This is a genomic window from Burkholderia sp. RF2-non_BP3, assembly GCF_001522185.1.
Lineage (GTDB): Bacteria > Pseudomonadota > Gammaproteobacteria > Burkholderiales > Burkholderiaceae > Burkholderia > Burkholderia diffusa.
This window is the reverse complement of sequence record NZ_LOSU01000001.1, coordinates 34,175-52,173: the sequence shown is the minus strand read 5'-3', so window position 1 is coordinate 52,173 and position 17,999 is coordinate 34,175. Positions and strand designations below refer to the sequence as shown.

The 17,999-nt window shown below is 68.0% G+C and carries 13 protein-coding genes; 6 read left to right on the top strand and 7 right to left on the bottom strand.

Annotation, left to right across the window (positions count from 1 at the left end; genetic code table 11):
- Positions 1-25: 25 nt before the first annotated feature.
- Positions 26-3,085, bottom strand: a complete 3,060-nt coding sequence (gene ydiJ / locus WS45_RS00210) for a D-2-hydroxyglutarate dehydrogenase YdiJ (protein ID WP_059697477.1) — start codon at positions 3,083-3,085, stop codon at positions 26-28.
- Positions 3,086-3,237: 152 nt separating this feature from the next.
- On the opposite strand from ydiJ, the gene WS45_RS00205 reads away from it, so the two are divergent.
- Entirely contained in the window at positions 3,238-4,131 is an 894-nt protein-coding gene (locus WS45_RS00205) for a LysR substrate-binding domain-containing protein (RefSeq protein ID WP_059530738.1), read from the top strand.
- 24 nt (positions 4,132-4,155) lie between these two features.
- Here the strand turns inward: WS45_RS00205 and WS45_RS00200 are convergent, their stop codons facing one another.
- A complete protein-coding gene (locus WS45_RS00200) occupies positions 4,156-5,007 on the bottom strand; it encodes a LysR substrate-binding domain-containing protein (protein WP_059697475.1) in 852 nt (283 codons plus the stop codon).
- 106 nt (positions 5,008-5,113) lie between these two features.
- Between WS45_RS00200 and WS45_RS00195 the strand changes: the two genes are divergently transcribed.
- The gene (locus WS45_RS00195; RefSeq protein WP_059697473.1) at positions 5,114-5,761 is read left to right on the top strand and encodes a LysE family translocator; all 648 of its coding nucleotides are present in this window, start codon (positions 5,114-5,116) and stop codon (positions 5,759-5,761) included.
- A 141-nt stretch (positions 5,762-5,902) separates the two neighbouring features.
- Here WS45_RS00195 and sfnG read toward each other — a convergent pair whose 3' ends face one another.
- Positions 5,903-7,006 carry a dimethylsulfone monooxygenase SfnG gene (gene sfnG, locus WS45_RS00190; protein ID WP_059697471.1) on the bottom strand — a complete coding sequence of 368 codons (1,104 nt, stop codon included), beginning with the start codon at positions 7,004-7,006 and terminating at the stop codon, positions 5,903-5,905.
- Positions 7,003-7,332: a hypothetical protein gene (locus tag WS45_RS34590; protein WP_156436968.1), complete on the bottom strand. Its 330-nt coding sequence runs from the start codon at positions 7,330-7,332 to the stop codon at positions 7,003-7,005. Before WS45_RS34590 ends, sfnG begins: the two co-directional genes overlap by 4 nt.
- 210 nt (positions 7,333-7,542) lie before the next feature.
- On the opposite strand from WS45_RS34590, the gene WS45_RS00180 reads away from it, so the two are divergent.
- A complete protein-coding gene (locus tag WS45_RS00180) occupies positions 7,543-8,667 on the top strand; it encodes a sigma-54 interaction domain-containing protein (RefSeq protein WP_082721787.1) in 1,125 nt (374 codons plus the stop codon).
- A gap of 165 nt (positions 8,668-8,832) precedes the next feature.
- On the opposite strand, the gene WS45_RS00175 is transcribed toward WS45_RS00180, so the two are convergent.
- Complete coding sequence (locus tag WS45_RS00175) at positions 8,833-10,029, bottom strand: collagen-like triple helix repeat-containing protein (RefSeq protein ID WP_082721786.1); 1,197 nt, start codon at positions 10,027-10,029, stop codon at positions 8,833-8,835.
- Between the two features lie 341 nt (positions 10,030-10,370).
- Between WS45_RS00175 and WS45_RS00170 the strand changes: the two genes are divergently transcribed.
- From WS45_RS00170 to WS45_RS00160, 3 genes are all read left to right on the top strand, one after another.
- Positions 10,371-12,080: a dihydroxyacetone kinase family protein gene (locus tag WS45_RS00170; protein WP_059697466.1), complete on the top strand. Its 1,710-nt coding sequence runs from the start codon at positions 10,371-10,373 to the stop codon at positions 12,078-12,080.
- Between the two features lie 129 nt (positions 12,081-12,209).
- On the top strand, positions 12,210-13,598 hold the full coding sequence (locus tag WS45_RS00165) for an MFS transporter (RefSeq protein WP_059697464.1): 1,389 nt from the start codon (positions 12,210-12,212) through the stop codon (positions 13,596-13,598).
- A gap of 296 nt (positions 13,599-13,894) precedes the next feature.
- On the top strand, positions 13,895-14,827 hold the full coding sequence (locus WS45_RS00160) for an MBL fold metallo-hydrolase (RefSeq protein WP_059697462.1): 933 nt from the start codon (positions 13,895-13,897) through the stop codon (positions 14,825-14,827).
- Between the two features lie 169 nt (positions 14,828-14,996).
- On the opposite strand, the gene WS45_RS00155 is transcribed toward WS45_RS00160, so the two are convergent.
- On the bottom strand, positions 14,997-16,391 hold the full coding sequence (locus tag WS45_RS00155; protein WP_059690998.1) for an aspartate aminotransferase family protein: 1,395 nt from the start codon (positions 16,389-16,391) through the stop codon (positions 14,997-14,999).
- Positions 16,392-16,411: 20 nt separating this feature from the next.
- The gene (locus tag WS45_RS00150) at positions 16,412-17,890 is read right to left on the bottom strand and encodes an NAD-dependent succinate-semialdehyde dehydrogenase (RefSeq protein WP_059697460.1); all 1,479 of its coding nucleotides are present in this window, start codon (positions 17,888-17,890) and stop codon (positions 16,412-16,414) included.
- Positions 17,891-17,999 lie beyond the last annotated feature (109 nt).

Below are 17,999 nucleotides of genomic sequence, written 5' to 3'. Positions count from 1 at the left end.
GCCGCATCACGCTCACCACCGCCCGTCACCCCGCCGCACGCACGTGATCGAGCAGCGCCTGCAGCGGATGACGCACCTGCCGCGCGGACATGCGCTTCACCTGGCTGCGGCACGAATACCCGGTCGCCAGCGCTTCGCCCGCCTCTTCCGGCGCATCGACATGCGCGGCCCACGATTGCGCATAGATCGCCCGCGACGTCTGCAGGTTGCGCGCCTCGTGCCCGTACGTCCCCGACATCCCGCAGCACCCGGCCGCCTGAACCGCCAGGCGCAGCCCGCGACGCGCGAACACCTGCGCCCACTGCTTGCCGCTGTCCGGCGCGTTGGTCTTCTCGGTGCAATGCGGCAGCAGCCGATACGCCGCCGATACGTCGCCCGAACCCGCGCCCGCCACGACTTCCGGCAGCGCGTGCAGCAGCCACTCCTGCGGCAGCGCGACATTCGGCACGTCGGCGAGCCCCGTCACCTTCAGGTATTCCTGCCGATACGTGAGCGTCATCGCCGGATCGAGGCCGACGAGCGCGACACCCGAGCGCGCGAGCGCGGCCAGTTGCGTCGCATTGCGAATCGCCGCCTGCTCGAACGCGCGGAGGAAGCCCTGCACGTGCAGCGCCTTGCCGTTCGGCGCGAGCGGCGCGAGCCACACCTGGAAGCCGACGCGCGCGGCCAGCTCGATCAGCGTCGCCAGTTGCTCGGTGTCGAAATAGCGCGTGAAGGTATCCTGAACGATCACGACGCTGCGCGCGCGCTGCGCATCGCCCAGCGCGGCGAGCGCCCGCGGATCGGCCGGCCGCACGTTCCACTGCCGGATCACGGCCGCGAGGTCGAAGCGGCTCAGGAGCGGGCTGTCGACCATGCCGACGTGCCGCTCGAGCAGCGTGCGCACCCAGCCGGCACGCATCAGGCCGTTGTACAGCGCGGGCACGCGCGCCATCCACGGCATCGTGAATTCGAGCGAGCCGATCAAATAGTCGCGCAGCGGCCGCAGGTAGCGCTGGTGATACAGCTCGAGAAAACGCGAGCGGAACTCGGGCACGTTGACCTTGACCGGGCACTGCCCCGCACACGACTTGCACGCGAGGCAGCCAGCCATCGCGTCGTACACCTCGTGCGAGAAGTCGGCTTCGCCGTCGCGCGCGGCGCGGCTGTTGCGCCAGCGCGCAACGAGGCCGCGCAGGAACGGCTGTCGCGCGCGCGCCGCCGCGACGACGTCGACGCCGGCCTGTCCTTGCAGACGCAACCATTCGCGCATCAGCGACGCGCGCCCCTTCGGCGACTGCACGCGTTCGCGCGTCGCCTTCCACGACGGGCACATCGCGTCGTCCGGATCGAAGTTGTAGCACGCGCCGTTGCCGTTGCAGTGCATCGCCGTGCCGTAGCTCTGCCACACGCGCTCGTCGATCTGCCGGTCGTGGTCGCCGCGCGTGGGCACTTCGTCGATCTTCAGCAGCCGCAGCGTGTTGTCCAGCGGCGTCGCGATCTTGCCCGGGTTGAACTGGTTGTGCGGATCGAACGCGGCCTTCAGTTGCTGCAGCGACGGATACAGCTCGCCGAAGAACGCCGGCGCATATTCGGAGCGCACGCCCTTGCCGTGTTCGCCCCATAACAGGCCACCATGGCGCTGCGTGAGTTCGGCCACCGCGTCCGACACCGGCCGCACCAGCGCGGCTTGCTTCGGGTCCTTCATGTCGAGCGCCGGGCGCACGTGCAGCACGCCCGCGTCGACGTGGCCGAACATCCCGTACTGCAGCCCGTGGCCGTCGAGCAGCGCGCGGAATTCGGCGATGTACGCGGCGAGATTCTCGGGCGGCACCGCGGTGTCCTCGACGAACGGCTGCGGGCGCGCCTCGCCCTGCACGTTGCCGAGCAGGCCGACCGCGCGCTTGCGCATCGCGTACACGCGCTTCACCGCATCGTCGCCGGTCGCGAGCGTGTGGCCCAGCCGCTCGACGCTCGTGTCGGTGCGCAAATGCTCGACGAACGCGCGCACGCGCGCATCGACGTCGTCGGCATCGTCACCGCTGAATTCGATCAGGTTGATGCCGAGCGTCGGACGCGCATCGTCCTGCGGAAAATACTCGGCCACACTGCTCCACACGAAATCCTTCATCGCGAGCATCAGCACCTTCGAGTCGACCGTCTCGATCGACAGCGGCTTGAGTTCGAGCAGCGCACGTGCATCGCGCAGCGCGTCCATGAAGCCTGCGTAGCGCACGTTGACGAGCACCGAATACTTCGGGATCGGCAACACGTTCAGCTTCGCCTCGACGACGAAACCGAGCGAGCCTTCGGCGCCGCACAGCACGCTGTTCAGGTTGAAGCGGCCGTCCGGTTCGCGCAGGTGCGCGAGATCGTAGCCGGTCAGGCAGCGATTGAGCTTCGGAAACTTCGCGTCGATCAACGCGGCCTTTTCGTCGCTGATGCGGCGCGCGGTGCGATACACCTTGCCGACGCGGTCCTGCCGCGCGCAGCGGCGTTCCAGTTCGTCATCGGCGAGCGCGTCGCTGTGCAGCTGCTCGCCGCCCATCAGCACGAAGTCGAGCGCCAGCACGTGGTCGCGCGTCTTGCCGTACGTGCAACTGCCCTGCCCGCTCGCATCGGTGTTGATCATTCCGCCGACCGTCGCGCGGTTCGACGTCGACAGCTCGGGCGCGAAAAAGAGGCCATGCGGCTTCAGCGCGGCGTTGAGCTGGTCTTTGACGACGCCCGCCTGCACGCGTACCCAGCGCTCGCCGGCGTTGATTTCCAGGATCCGGTTCATGTTGCGCGACAGATCCACGACCACGCCGTCGGTCAGCGACTGCCCGTTGGTGCCCGTGCCGCCACCGCGCGCCGCCACGGCGACGTCGCGGTGCGCGGGCTCGGCGAGCAGGCGCGCGAGCAGCCGCACGTCGTCCGCATGCGCGGGGCAGACCACCGCCTGAGGCAGGCGCTGGTAGATCGAGTTGTCGGTCGCCTGCACGGTCCGGTTCGCATGGTCCGAGCGGATTTCTCCGGCGAATCCGGCCGCCTGGAGGGCGGCGAGAAAGTCGCGATAACGGCCCTCGGACGGGCTGACGGGACGGGGCAACGAAGCGATCGACATGGGATGAAAGCGCAGTGTGGATGGAGCGGCGCGTGGCTTCGCTCGGAAACATGAGTTTTGAGCAAGATTCCCCGCAACGCGGAAATCCAGTATCTTGCGAATCATCGCGAGAAACAAACGAATTCTCTCCCGGCAAAACTTGCATAAAACTCATGAATTACCGCCGCCTGACCCCGTCCATGTCGTTGCTGCTCGTGTTCGAAGCCGCCGCGCGCCACGAAAGCTACACGCGCGCGGCCGACGAGCTGTCGCTGAGCCAGAGCGCGATCAGTCGGCAGGTCCAGACGCTCGAGGATCAGCTTGGTGTGCCGCTGTTCCGGCGTGAGGGCCGCTCGGTGAAACTGACGGAAGTCGGGCGGCGCTACTTCGTCGAGCTGAGCGGCGCGCTCGGGCGCATCCGCGGTGCGACGCTACAGGCGATGTCGCATCAGGCCGGCGCCGGCACGCTGCGGCTCGCGACCTTGCCGACCTTCGGCTCCAAATGGCTACTGCCGCACCTGCACGATTTTTACGCCGCGCATCCGGGCGTGACCGTGCACCTGCATTCGCGGATCGGCGGCATCGACTTCCACACCGACGACCTCGACGCGGCCATCACCGTCGGCGCGGGCGACTGGCCCGGCTTGCACGCGCACCGGCTGTACAACGAGTTCCTGATCGCGATCGCGAGCCCCGATGCGGCGGCCGGGCGCCGCAAGGCCGGCCCGCGTGCGCCGGCGTGGGCGGTGGGGCAGACGCTGTTGGGCGTGACGAGCAATCAGCACGCGTGGGCCGAATGGTTCTCGCATTTCGGGCTCGATCATCGCGAGATGCGGATCGGCCCCAGTTTCGAGCTGACGTCGCACCTGATCCAGGCCGTGCGGGCCGGGATGGGGATCGGCCTCGTGCCGAAGGTGCTGGTGGAGGACGAGCTGAGCCGCAACGAACTGGTGTCGATCGGCGACGCGATCACCAGCCAGCGCAGCTACTACCTCGTGTATCCGCCGGAAAACGACACGCTGCCGTCGCTGGTGGCGTTTCGGGAATGGCTGCTGAAATCGTGCTGACGCGCGGGCGGACGGACAGCGCGATCACGCGCGCCATTCATTGAGAATCTGTTCGGCGAGGTAATCGCACGGCGGGCGCGCCGACTGCGCGCTGCGCGCCAGCACGACGTCGAGCGCGTCGAGCGGCGGCAGCCCTTCGTTCGGCGACAGTTGAACCAGATGCGCGGGAATGCTGCAGCGCGCGAGCGGCGCGACCGCGAGGCCGGCCTCGACCATGCTGAGCAAGCCGAGGAAGCTCGGGCTCTCGTATGACATCCGGAACGGAATCTTCTGCCGGTTCAGCGCCTTGATCGCGTGATCGCGCGCCATGCTGCCGCCGTGCGTGAAGAACGCGACCGGCAGCGGCCGCTCTTCCCACACGTTCCGTTTTGCCGAACCCGTCCACACGATCGGCTCGCGCCGCACCAGTTCGCCGGTCACGCCCTTGATGCGCGTGAGACAGGCAAGGTCGACGGTGTTGTCCTTCAGCATCGGCACGAGCGCGCTGCTCGGCTGGCCGATCACGCGCACTTCGACGCGCGGATGCATCGCGGCGAACTTGCCGAGCACCTGCGGCAGCAGCGACGAGATGTAATCGTCCGGCACGCCGATCGTCACGCGCCCGCGGATCTCCGGGCGCACGACCGACGCCCACGCCTCGTCGCGCATCGCCAGCATCCGGCGGCCGTAATCGGCGAGCATGCGGCCGTCGTCGGTGGCCGTGACGTTGCGCGTGTCGCGAATGAACAGCGGCTTGCCGAGCGCATCCTCCAGCGCCTTGATCTGCATGCTCACCGCCGACGGCGACCGGTGCACCACTTGCGCGCCCTGCGCGAACGAGCCGGATTCCGTCACCGCCACCACCATTGCCAGCACATCGAGATCGAGCTTTTTCATGGCATTCAGAAAATCTGATCAATCGATTCAGTTTATCCCGTTTTACTGGCTGCCTCCATCGCCGGACAATGAACGCCATCGACATTCATCGCGGGAAGCAGCAACCATGCACACCTCCGGCTCGCTCTACGGATTCCTGGTCATCGGCGGCATGCTCGCGATCACGCCGGGGCCGAACATGGTCCATGTGATGTCGCGCTCGATCGCGCAGGGGCGCACCGCCGGGCTGATTTCGTTGGCGGGCGTGATGGTGGGCTATCTGTTCTACATGTTCGGCGCCGCGTTCGGGATCACGACGCTGTTCCTGAGCGTGCCGTACGCGGGCACCGTGCTCGGCGTGGTGGGCGCCGCGTATCTGCTCTACCTCGCGTGGCAGGCGGTCCGGCCGGGCGGCCGGTCGCCGTTCGAGGTGAAGACATTGCCGAACGAGCAGCCGCTGCGGCTGCTCGCGATGGGCGCGACGACCAGCGTGCTGAATCCGAAGCTCGCGATGCTGTTCGTGTCGCTGCTGCCGCAGTTCATCGATTACCGGCAAGGCAGCGTGTTCGGCCAGTCGCTCTTTCTCGGTTCGTTGCTGATCGCGGCGTTCGCGTCGGCGAACGGGCTGGTCGCGATCTGCTCGAGCGGCATCGCGAAGTTCCTGCATGGGCGTCCGGCGCTGCTGCTCGCGCAGCGCTGGGCGATGGGCGCGGTGCTCGGCAGCCTCGGCGTGCAGATGCTCGTCGAGGCGTCGAGAATGGCGGGTGCGGCGTGACGCGGACGCCAGGACGCGGATCGGATGAATTCACGCCCGACCCGCGCCGTTCGTCGTGACGCAGCGATCGTCGACGGCCGGCGGCACGCGGCGCCGGCCGTGACGTTCACGCGATCGCCACGTCCTGCACACCGGCGCGCATCACGCGGCAACCGCCTGCTGCTGCGCTTCGAGCTCGCGCACGAGCGGCAGCACGCGCTTGCCGAAATACTCGACTTCCTCGATGAAATGCAGGACCCCGGCGAGCACGAGATCGACGCCGATCGCCTTCAGCGCGACGATCCGCTCGGCGATCTGTTGCGGCGTGCCGATCAGGTTCGTGCGGAAACCGTCGTTGTACTGCACGAGATCCTCGAACGTGGATTTCGCCCAGTTGCCCTCGCCTTCTGGTGACGCCTTGCCGGCCTCCTTCACCGCATCGCCGAACGCATGCACGGCCTCGACGTGTGCGTGCCGGACGATGTCGTCGAGCACGGCCCGCGCCTCTTCCTCGGTGTCGCGCGCGATCACGAACGCGTTGACGCCGATCCGCACGCGATGGTCGTTCGCGGCGGCCTTCGCGCGGATGTCGTCGATCTGCGCCTTCAGGTTCTCCGGCGTATTGCCGTTCGTGAAGTACCAGTCCGACACGCTCGCCGCGTTGTCGCGCGCCGCGCGCGAACTGCCGCCCTGGAAGATCTCCGGGTGCGGTTTCTGAACAGGCTTCGGGCTCAGCGTGTAATCGTTGAAGCGGTAGAAGTCGCCCCTGAACGTGAAATTGTCCTGCGTCCAGATGCCCTTCAGCGCCTGGATGAATTCCTTCGAGCGCCGATAGCGTTCGTCGTGCTCGAGCCACGGCTCGCCGATCGATGTGAATTCGCCTTTGAACCAGCCGCTGACGACGTTGATCGCGATGCGTCCGTTGGAAATGTGGTCGATCGTCGCGAGCTGCTTCGCGACCACGGCCGGATGCCACGGCCCCGGCAGGATCGCGGCGAGCACCTTCAGTTTCGTCGTCGCATGCAGCAGCGCCTGGCTGAACGAGACCGACTCGTGCTGGTATTCGGCGCCATAGCCGGCTGTGAAGCGGATCTGGCTCAGCGCGTAGTCGAAGCCGGCCGCCTCGGCCGTGCGCGCGAGCTTCTGGTTGTACTCGAGGCTCCAGTCGGTACGCTGCTCGATCGTGCTGACGACGAGGCCGCCGCTGACGTTCGGCACCCAGTACGCGAATTTGACGCCGTCGGCCGTTGGTTCGTGAATGCTCATGAGAGGTCCTGATCGAAGGAAAAAACGAAAGGCGGGCTACGCGGCGGCGACAAGCGCGCGCGAATGCAGGTCGGGTTCGCAAGGAGCGTGCCATTGTCGACGGATGCACGTTCGCGCAGATCATCTGCATCACGAAGTTTCATTCGATCGCCCATCGGGCATGGCATTCGCGGCCAAATAACCAGCCATGGAAAGCGTTTCGCCAGCCGCATCGCATCGATATTCCACGACGCGATGAACCGACGGAAACAGCGTTGCTGATGCGCTGCTGCTCGATCAGCAGATTCGCGCCCGCCATTCGTCGGATCGCCGCGACCGGACGCCATTGCATCGAACGCGATGACGGCGAATCCGCTGTCGCGACAGCGCGCTTCCGCGCCGTTGCATCCTGCGCAGCAATCCGGCTTTCGTTATCAGAAATCGATGTTTCCCGTGCGGCGCAAAACACTGAACACTCTGCTGATCAGGCAGCAACCGGACCGCGGCGCCAGTCGACGCTGGTTCGAACCGTTCGATCGACTCACGCCTTCATCGCCATGACTTCCCTGTTTGCCACGCCGCGTCCGGTCAACCTTCGTGTCGTCACCGCGCAGCCGGACGAATCGCGCGGCGCGACCGTTCTCGAGCGCTCCACGCACCATGCGCGAGCCCGCACCCGCACGCCCGTGTTCGTCGATCCGCGTTCGCTCGCGCTGCTCGAACGCGTGCGGCTCGTCGCGCCGAGCGACGCGAACGTGCTGATCGTCGGCGAGACCGGCACCGGCAAGGAGTTGATCGCGCGCCACGTGCACGACGTCAGCCATCGCGGCGGCGGCCCGTTCATCGCCGTGAACTGCGGCGCGCTCTCCGACACGCTCGTCGACAGCGAACTGTTCGGTCACGAGAAAGGCGCATTCACGGGCGCGGTCGGCGCGAAGCCCGGCTGGTTCGAAGCCGCGAACGGCGGCACGCTGTTTCTCGACGAGATCGGCGACCTGCCGCTGTCGATGCAGGTCAAGCTGCTGCGCGTGCTGCAGGAGCGCGAGGTCGTGCGGCTCGGCTCGCGCACGGGCGTTCCGATCGACGTGCGCGTGGTGGCCGCAACCAACGTCGACCTGCAGCAGGCGGTGGCGGACGGACGGTTTCGCGCCGACCTGTTCTACCGGCTCAACGTCGTGCGGCTCGACGTGCCGACGTTGCGCGAACGGCCGGGCGACATCCTGCCGCTCGCGCGCCACTTCCTCGACGAATACCGCAGCCGCGTCGGCCACGGGCCGCGCAGCATCGACCCGCGCGCGGCGCGCCGCCTCGAAGCGCATTCGTGGCCCGGCAATATCCGCGAACTGGAGAACGTGATCCATCACGCGCTGCTGGTGAGCCGCCACGATGCGCTGCAGGACACCGACCTGAACCTGTCGACGTCATGCGTGCGGGCCGTGGTTGCCGGCGCGCGGGAAACGGCGAGCCGCGTGCCCGGTCAGGAAGCGCTCGAACTGGCACTCTGCGCGCTGTTCGACGAGCCGCACGAGAACCTGTTCGAACGCATCGAGGACACTGTGATGCGGGTCGCATTCGACTTCAGTCACCACAATCAGGTGCAGGCCGCGCGACTGCTCGGCATCAGCCGCAATGTGCTGCGTGCGCGGCTGATTCGTGCGAAGGCGATCGCGGCGCTCAAGTGAGCGCGATCGCGCGGCAGCACGCGGCGCCGCGTGTCGGCGATGCGGGCGCCCGATGCTTCGGCTTGTGGCAATTCATCGGCGGCATGGACCGGCAAAGCCGATGCGCTGCTCGCCTCCGCCACGGCGAGCAGCGCGTGGTCCAGCCGCTCGCCGTGCGGTACGCCACTATTTCCCGACGCCGCCCGTCACGCCGCCGAGCAACGACGTAACGGGCGCGAGCGGATTCGCCGAGGAACCGGCTCCGCCCGCCGCGCCACCGAGCGTGCCGGTGACCGTCGACACGAGATTCGTCACCGGCGCCAGCGGGCTTGCCGCACCGGCACCGGTCGTGCCGCCGAGCGCACCGGTCAGCGACCCGAGCGGCGTCGAGCCGAGCCCCGACAGCACGCCGCCGAGCGGGCCGGACGCGCTCGAACCGTTCGACGGACCGTTCTGCACGGTGGTGATGGACGCGCCCGCGAGACTCACGATCAGGCCGGGAATCGGCGCGACGCCGTTCGGGCCGTTGTAGTTCACGAGTCCACCCACGTTCGTGACGGTATTGCCGAGCGCGCCGACGAGCGCCCCCACCGCGCCGACGGCCGGCTGCGACGAAACGGACCCCATTCGCGAGCCCGTCGTCGCCAGCGTGCTACCGACTTGTCCGAGCAGACCGGCCACCGGCTGCCCGAGGCCCGTGGTCGCGCCAATCTGCTGCGTCGCCTGGCCGGCCGTGATGACGAGCGGCGTGACGGCCGAGCTGAGCGGCTGCGTGACCTGTTGCACGGCGCCCGACGCCAGCGTCGCGCCGACCGTGTTGCCTGCCGTGCCGAGTCCGCCGGCCACGGTGTCGAGCACCGCGCCGACGGGTGTCGTCACCGGCGCGAGCGGCGCCAGCGGCCCCGAGCCGAGCGCGCGGACGGTCTGCGCGAGGCCCGCGACCGGATTCGCCGTCGCGCCGACAACGTCGCCAAGGCCGGCGACCGTCGTGCCGACCGGGTTCGACGTCGAACCGATCTTGCCGAGCCCGTTGCTGAGCGCATCGGTCGCGGCGCGCGAAATCGTGCTGACGCTCGAGATCGTGTCGCCTGCGCTGCGCGTCACGGTATTCCCGAGTACCGGCAACGATATCGCGCTGACGGTCGAGCCAACGCCGATCGCGAGCGCGCCGGCGGTGCTCACGACGCCACGGGTGCCAGGGGCGCCGCTGGTGCCCCAGCCCCCGTCCGAGGTGTTGCTGCCCGGCGTATTGCCGCCGACGGTTGCGCCGCTGGTGCTCGCGTTCGCGCTCGACGGTGCGGCGACGTCGTTGCCGCCACAGGCGGCCAGCATGCCGGCGGCGGCGAGCAATGCCGCAGACGTGACAATGCGGGTTCGATACATGGTGGTCTCCTCGCGGTCCGGGCGATGGAAATGTTCGGTTGAGGACCGGGAGAGAAACAGCATTTTCCATGCCATTGGCGCCAGGCGAACGGGCCTGCCCGACGCCACGCCAGCCTCCGCGCGCCCGTGCGGGTGCTGCCCGCAATCATGCTCGGTACGTTTCGGGCCCCATGAGCGGCTCTGTTTTCGTTACATTCGTGCTACGAATGCTTCGATGTTACGTAACGCCGGCCGCGCGGCGCGCCACCTTCGGGGTGCGCCGTCTACCATCCAAAGTTCGAAGCCCCACGGCACCGCATGCGTGCGGCCGGGCTTCGTCCCACCGTCAGGAACCCGTTGCCATGAAAAAGCTCGTGAACCACCCGTCCGATGTCGTGCGCGAAATGCTCGAAGGCATCGCCCGGCAGTCGCCGCATGTCGCGATCCTCGGTGACGAGCAGGTGCTCGTGCGCCAGCCGTTGCCCGAGCCGTCGCAGCGCCCCGTCGCGATCCTGTCCGGCGGCGGCAGCGGCCACGAGCCCGCGCACGGCGGCTATGTCGGCGAAGGGATGCTGAGCGCGGCCGTCTGCGGCGAGGTGTTCACGTCGCCGCCGACCGACGCCGTGCTCGCCGCGATCCGCGCGTGCGCCGGCCCGAACGGTGCGCTGCTCGTCGTGAAGAACTACACCGGCGACCGCCTCAATTTCGGGCTGGCCGCCGAACTTGCGCGCGCCGAGGGCATTCCCGTGGAGACCGTGATCGTCGCCGACGACGTGTCGCTGCGCGGCCGCGTCGAACGCGGGCAACGACGCGGGATCGCGGGCACCGTTCTGATCCACAAGCTGGCCGGCGCGGCCGCCGCGCGCGGGTTGCCGCTCGCCCGCGTCGCGGCAATCGCGCGCGACGCGGCCGCCGAACTCGGCACGATGGGCGTCGCGCTCGACGGCTGCACGATCCCCGGCGCCGACAAGTCGGGGTTCAGCCTCGCCGATCACGAGATCGAGCTCGGCCTCGGCATCCACGGCGAAAAAGGCGTCGAACGCACCGCGCCGCTGCCGGCCGACTTGCTGGTCGAGACGCTGCTGTCGAGCATCGTCGCCGATCTCGTGCTCGATCGCGGCGAACGCGTCGCGCTGTTCGTCAACGGTCTCGGCGCGACGCCGGACATGGAACTGGCGATCGTGCTGCGCGCCGCGTACGACAACCTCAGCCGGCGCGGCATCGCCGTCGCGCGGGCATGGGCCGGCACGTTCCTGTCGGCGCTGAACATGCCCGGTTGCTCGATCTCGCTGCTGCGGCTGAACGACGAACGCGCCGCCCTGCTCGACGCGCCGACGCAGGCGCGCGCATGGCCCGGCGGCGGCGCGGTCAACGCGCAGATCCGCGTGGGCTCGGCAGCCGCGCCCGACCAGCCGCTGCCGCCGCTCGATGCGGCCGGCCATGCGTGGGCAGCACGGCTGCAGCCGGCGCTGCACGCGGTCGCGCAAGCGTTGATCGACAACGAAGCGACGCTGACGGAGCTCGACACGGCCGCCGGCGACGGCGATCTCGGCGCGAGCATGTATCGCGCCGCGCAGGCGATCCTCGCGTTGCCGGAAGCCGCATACGGCACGCCGGCCGGCATGCTCGCGGCGCTGGGCACCGCGTTGCGTCGAGCGATCGCGGGCAGCTCGGGACCGTTTTATGCGACCGCGCTGCTGCGCGCGTCGCGGCGCCTCGCCGATGCCTCGGATATCGCCGCACCGTCGGCGCGCGACTGGGCTGCGGCATTGCGCAGCGCGGTGGATGCGATCTCCGAACTGGGCGGCGCACGTGCCGGCGACCGGACGATGCTCGATGCGCTGGTGCCGGCCGCCGATGCGTTCGATCGCGCGCTCGATCATGATCGCGACCCCGCCGGCGCATGGGCGCAAGCCGTCGAGGCGGCGGAACACGGCGCGCAGCGAACGGCCGGCATGACGCCGCGCGCGGGGCGTGCGAGCTATCTCGGCGAACGCGCGATCGGCACGCCGGATGGCGGCGCGGTGGCGGTCGCGTACTGGCTGCGCGCGTTGCTGCCGCACGTGCGGTAAACAGCGACCACGGCACGGGAAAACCCCGATCCCCACATCGTCCTATGACATCGGGCATCGCTAATTGGCGGGATTACTTTGATCCTCGTCGGCGCCCGCCCGGGCGCACGCTGATAGCGAGGACCCCTCATGCGATACGTGCCATCGTGGACTTCCGTTTCCGCCGCCACGTCCGTTCCGGACGAGACGGCTTCCCGCGGCGACGAGCCGCACTGCCTGCCGCGGGTCGCGATCGCGGCCGCCGCCCTCGGCAATGCGACCGAATGGTTCGATTACGGCATTTACGCGTACGGACTCGCCTACATCTCCGCCGCGCTGTTTCCCGGCAACACGGCCAGCGCGACGCTGTTCGCACTCGGCACCTTCGCGATCTCGTTCCTGATCCGCCCGCTCGGCGGCCTGTTCTGGGGCCCGCTCGGCGACCGCCTCGGCCGCAAGCGCGTGCTCGCGCTGACCGTCCTCACGATGTCGGGCGCGACCCTGCTCGTCGGCGTGCTGCCGACCTATGCGAGCGCCGGCTGGCTCGCGCCGGCCGCGCTGATCGTGCTGCGCATGGTGCAGGGCTTTTCAACCGGCGGCGAATACGGCGGCGCGGCGACCTTTATCGCCGAATACGCGCCGGATTCGCGACGCGGCCTGTGCGGCAGCTTCCTCGAATTCGCGACGCTCGCCGGGTTCTCGCTCGGCGCGCTGCTGATGCTCGGCTTCGCGCTGCTGCTCGGCGACACCGCGATGCATGCGTGGGGCTGGCGCCTGCCGTTCCTCGTCGCGGCGCCGCTCGGGCTGATCGGCTTCTATCTGCGTTCGCGCCTCGAGGAAACGCCGGTGTTCCGCGAACTCGAGGAGCAGGCGCATCGGCGCGAGCAGAGCACCGCCGCGACCGCGCTGCCGATCGGTCAGCTGCTGGTCCGTTTTGCGCGGCCACTGCTGCTGCTCGGCGGGCTCGTCGTCGCACTGAACGTCGTCAACTACGTGCTGCTCGCGTACATGCCGACCTACATGCACAAGGAGGTCGGCGTCAGCGAGAACATGTCGTTGCTGATTCCGCTGATCGGCATGCTCGCGATGATGGTGCTGCTGCCGTTCGCCGGCTGGCTGTCGGATCGCGTCGGCCGCAAGGCGATGTGGTGGATCTCGCTGGTCGGGCTGTTCGTCGCGGCCGTGCCGATGTTCACATTGATGACGCACGGCGTGCTCGGCGCATTCGTCGGCTTCGCGGTGCTGGGCCTGCTGTACGTGCCGCAGCTCGCGACCATCTCCGCGATGTTCCCGGCGATGTTCCCGACCCACGTGCGGTATGCGGGCATGGCGATCGCGTACAACGTGTCGACGTCGCTGTTCGGCGGCACCGCGCCGATCGTCAACGACTGGCTGATCGGCAAGACCGGCAATGCGCTGATTCCCGCGTATTACATGATGGCGGCCTGTGCGATCGGGCTGGTGGCGCTGTCGGGGGTGATCGAGACGCGCGGATGCTCACTGCGCGGCGAGACGGTACCCGGGCGGCAGCCTGGTTGATACCGGATGCGGCGCGCACGCCGCTCCCATAAACGGCATCCCTTGTATCGCCCGCGGTCCGACGACGGACGGCGGGCGATGTGCATTTCGGCGCCATGAACCCGCCGGCGGATTGTTGTCGCGAGGACAACACGATGTTCGCAGGCGCGGTGCTTCAGACGTTCGCCGGGCCTCCCTACAATCGCCGACATGCTCGATCGGCATGCGCGCGACACGAAAAGCGCGTCATGCACGATCGCGCGCGAACCGCGCTGCGCGGCGCGGAAGACCCCACTCGATGAAGAGGACGATTGAACATGAACGGATCAATCCACAACGTGCGCCCGGTAACGACCCCGCTGGGCAAGGAAGCGGCTGGTGAACTCGTTCCATCCCGCTACGCGGTGCGCATCGGCGATGTCGACGTCGTGCTGATCAGCGACGGCGTTCTGCCTCTGCCGACTTCCACGATGTCCACCAATGTGAGCGAGGCGGACCGCAACGAATGGTTCGACGGACGGTTCCTGCAACGCGACATGTTCGACTGGGCGCTGAATATCGCGCTGGTGCGCAGCGCCGATCGCCTGATCCTGATCGACTCGGGCGTGGGCGACGGCTTCGAATACTTCACGCGCGCGGGACGGTCGGTGATGCGTCTCGAGTCCGCGGGCATCGATCTCGCCGCGATCACCGACATCGTGATCACCCACATGCATATGGATCACGTCGGCGGCCTGAACGTCGACGGCGTCAAGGCCCGGCTGAGCCCCGACGTGCGCATTCACGTGTCGGCCGCGGAATTGGCGTTCTGGAAAAATCCGGACTTCAGCAAGACGGTGATGCCGGAAACCGTCCCGCCCGCGCTACGCAGGGCCGCGGCGCGATTCGTGGAGCTGTATCGCGAGCACATCGTACCGTTCGACCACACCGTGGAAGTTGCGGCCGGCGTATCGGCGCGCGTGACCGGCGGCCATACGCCGGGACACTGCGTGGTCGATATCGCATCGAACGGCGAACGACTGACGTTCGTGGGCGACGCGATCTTCGAAGTGAACTTCGACCATCCTGACTGGCAAAACGGCTTCGAGCACGATCCGCAAGCGGCTACCGACGTCCGGATCGCACTGTTCAACGACGCCGCCGAAACCGGCGCGATGCTGGCCGCGGCGCATGTCGCGTTTCCGTCGATCGGCCACATTGCGAGAGACGGCGACGGCTTCCGCTTCGTCCCTGTCGTGTGGGACTACTGAGTGATGCGGGGCACGCAGCGGGCTGCCGTGCAGACCGGATTGACGATGGTTGAGCGATCGCCGCCGTTCTTGCAGAGATGGTGATGCGTCGTGAAGCAAAAACGCCGCCGCACTTCCGTGCGACGGCGTCATTTCGCGCGCTTGCGCGCGCATCGGACCCGCAGGAAACTCAGGCTACGATCGAAACATTGCGCTCCGCGACCTCGTCCACCGCTTCCTTCACGATACCGACGATCTCGTCGGCTTCGGCGCGCGTCATCACGAGCGGCGGTGCGAAGCCGAGAATGTCGCCGTGCGGCATCGCGCGCGCGATCACGCCACGCTGCAGCGCCGCGGCCGATACCTGCGCGCCGATCTTCAGCGACGGATCGAACGGCGTGCGTGCATCCTTGTCTGCCATGAACTCGAGCGCCGCCAGCATCCCGACGCTGCGGACCTCGCCGACGAGCGGATGCGCGCCGAACGCGTCACGCAGCTTCGCGCCGAAATACGCGCCCACTTCGGCAGCGTTGCCGACCAGGTTCTCGCGTTCGAGGATCGCGAGGTTCGCGAGTGCGGCGGCCGCGCACACGGGGTGACCCGAATACGTCCAGCCGTGCCCCATCGGCCCGTGCGCCTGCGAGCCGCGCGCGATCACGTCCCACACCTTCTCGCCGACGATCACGCCCGACAGCGGCGCATACGCACTCGTCAGCCCCTTCGCGACCGTGATCAGATCGGGCGCGATCCCGAAGTGCTGCGCGCCCATCTTCGAGCCCAGGCGCCCGAACCCGCAGACGACTTCGTCCGAGATCAGCAGGATGTCGTGCTTGCGCAGCACGGCCTGGATCGCGGGCCAGTAGCCGGCCGGCGGCTCGATGATGCCGCCCGTGCCCATCACCGGCTCCGCGATGAACGCGGCGATCGTGTCGGCGCCTTCGCGCGCGATCAGCTTTTCGAGTTCGTCGACGCAGTACGCGACGAACTGCGCTTCGCTCATGCCGGCCGGCGCCTTGCGATACCAGTGCGGACACACCGTATGCTTCACGCGGTCGATCGGCAGGTCGAAATGCTGGTGGAAACTCGGCAGGCCCGTGAGGCTGCCCGTCACGATGCCGGAGCCATGATAGCCGCGCTCGCGCGAGATGATCTTCTTCTTGTTCGGGCGGCCGAGCACGTTGTTGTAGTACCAGACGATCTTGACCTGCGTCTCGTTCGCGTCGGAACCCGACATCCCGTAGTAAACCTTCTTCATCCCGGCCGGCGCCCAGTCGATGATGCGCGACGACAGCTCGATGATCGCATCCGACGAGTGGCCGACATACGTGTGGTAGTACGCGAGCTGCTTCGCCTGCGCGTACATCGCGTCGGCGACTTCGGTACGGCCGTAGCCGATGTTCACGCAGTAGAGGCCGGCGAACGCGTCGATATAGCGCTTGCCCTGGTGATCCTCGATGTGAATGCCTTGCGCGCCGCGCACGATCTTGCCCGGCAGCGCACCGGTCTCGTGGTCGTATGCGTGCGTCGACGGATGCATGAAGTGGGTGCGGTCCTCGCGCAGCAGTGCGTCGATCGATTGTTTCATGATGGGCTCCTTTGAATGGGTCAGGCCGTCGCCGCGACGGGCAGGCCGAGATTGCCGAGGCAGAAATACTTGGTTTCGGTGAACGGTTCGAACCCTTCGGCGCCGCCTTCGCGCCCGAGGCCCGACGCCTTCATCCCGCCGAACGGGATCGGCGCACCGGTGAATTTCACGCCGTTGACCGACACCATCGCGAAGTCGAGCCGTCGCACGAGCTGGAAGATCGTGTCGATGCGCGTCGCACACACGTAGGCGGCGAGGCCGTATTCGGTGTCGTTGGCCTTGCCGACCACTTCGTCGAGCGTGTCGAACGCACACACCGCCGAGATCGGCGCGAAGTTCTCCTCGTCGTACACGCGCATGCCGGGTGCGGCATCCGCGATCACGGTCGGTTCGTAGAACCAGCCGCCGAGCGCGTGCGGCCGCCCGCCGGTGACGATGCGCGCGCCGCGTGCACGTGCGTCGTCGACGCGTGCCGCCGTCGCGTCGAATGCTGCCTGGTGCATCAGCGGACCGACGTCGACGTCCGGCTCGAACGCCGGGCCGGTTTTCAGTTCGCGCACCGCGTTCGCGTAGCGGTTGACGAATGCTTCATAGAGCGGGCGCGCGACGAAGATCCGGTTCGCCGCGCAACAGTCCTGGCCGGAGGTCTGGAACTTCGCGCCGACGGCGATCCGCACCGCCTGCTCGAGGTCCGCGTCCTCGGTCACGATGAACGGCGCGTTGCCGCCCAGTTCGAGCGCGACCTTGCGAATGCCGGCCTTGGCGGCGGTCTCGGTGACGAGCCGCCCGACGCGCGTCGATCCGGTGAAGCTCACCGCGCGCACGCGCGCATCGCCGACGAGCGTTTCCATCGCCATCTGCGGCTCGCCGAGCACGACGTTGAACACACCGGCCGGGAAACCGGCCTCGTCGGCGAGCTGCGCGAGCGCGAGCGCCGAAAACGGCGTTTCGTGCGCGGGCTTCACCACCACCGCACAGCCGGCCGCGATCGCGGCGGCGGCCTTGCGCGTGATCATCGCGGCGGGAAAATTCCACGGCGTGATCAGCGCCGCGACGCCGACGGGCTCCATCAGCGTGCCGAGATGCGCGCCGTCGATGTGCGTCGGGATCGTGCGGCCCGCAACGCGCTTCGCCTCGTTTGCGAACCACTCGACGAAGCTCGCTGCATAACGGATCTCGCCGCGCGACTCGGCGAGCGGCTTGCCCTGTTCGAGCGACAGCAACGCGGCGAGATCGTCGAGATGCCGCAGGATCAGCGCATGCCAGCGCAGCAGCGCCGCGCTGCGCACGGCTTGCGGCGTCCAGCGCCACGTGTCGAATGCACGCTGGGCGGCGTCGACGGCCGCGACGATCTGTGCGCGCTCCAGCATCGGCACATGGCCGATCACGGCCTGATCGGCAGGGTTCACGACGGCGACCGTCGCGGCACTGTCGCTGTGGATCCAGCGACCGTCGACATAGCACGTCGACTTGAACAGAACGGGGTGTCCGGGCAGCATGCTGCGTCTCCTCGTTTGGGTGGGCACGAGCTTCATTCTGTCGTGCCGCCGGCTGCGGAAATTTCGGTTTCGGCGCTCACGCCTTGCGGTTTTTTCCGTATTGGCCCGC

What these genes read in the sequence shown, in the direction of transcription:
- WS45_RS34590 (WP_156436968.1), bottom strand. Translation starts at nt 7,332, where the DNA reads ATGGCGTCCGGTCGCGGCGATCCGACGAATGGCGGGCGCGAATCTGCT.
- sfnG (WP_059697471.1), bottom strand. Translation starts at nt 7,006, where the DNA reads ATGAGCATTCACGAACCAACGGCCGACGGCGTCAAATTCGCGTACTGG.
- WS45_RS00170 (WP_059697466.1), top strand. Translation starts at nt 10,371, where the DNA reads ATGAAAAAGCTCGTGAACCACCCGTCCGATGTCGTGCGCGAAATGCTC.
- WS45_RS00180 (WP_082721787.1), top strand. Translation starts at nt 7,543, where the DNA reads ATGACTTCCCTGTTTGCCACGCCGCGTCCGGTCAACCTTCGTGTCGTC.
- WS45_RS00155 (WP_059690998.1), bottom strand. Translation starts at nt 16,391, where the DNA reads ATGAAACAATCGATCGACGCACTGCTGCGCGAGGACCGCACCCACTTC.
- WS45_RS00205 (WP_059530738.1), top strand. Translation starts at nt 3,238, where the DNA reads ATGAATTACCGCCGCCTGACCCCGTCCATGTCGTTGCTGCTCGTGTTC.
- WS45_RS00160 (WP_059697462.1), top strand. Translation starts at nt 13,895, where the DNA reads ATGAACGGATCAATCCACAACGTGCGCCCGGTAACGACCCCGCTGGGC.
- WS45_RS00195 (WP_059697473.1), top strand. Translation starts at nt 5,114, where the DNA reads ATGCACACCTCCGGCTCGCTCTACGGATTCCTGGTCATCGGCGGCATG.
- WS45_RS00200 (WP_059697475.1), bottom strand. Translation starts at nt 5,007, where the DNA reads ATGAAAAAGCTCGATCTCGATGTGCTGGCAATGGTGGTGGCGGTGACG.
- WS45_RS00150 (WP_059697460.1), bottom strand. Translation starts at nt 17,890, where the DNA reads ATGCTGCCCGGACACCCCGTTCTGTTCAAGTCGACGTGCTATGTCGAC.
- ydiJ (WP_059697477.1), bottom strand. Translation starts at nt 3,085, where the DNA reads ATGTCGATCGCTTCGTTGCCCCGTCCCGTCAGCCCGTCCGAGGGCCGT.
- WS45_RS00165 (WP_059697464.1), top strand. Translation starts at nt 12,210, where the DNA reads ATGCGATACGTGCCATCGTGGACTTCCGTTTCCGCCGCCACGTCCGTT.
- WS45_RS00175 (WP_082721786.1), bottom strand. Translation starts at nt 10,029, where the DNA reads ATGTATCGAACCCGCATTGTCACGTCTGCGGCATTGCTCGCCGCCGCC.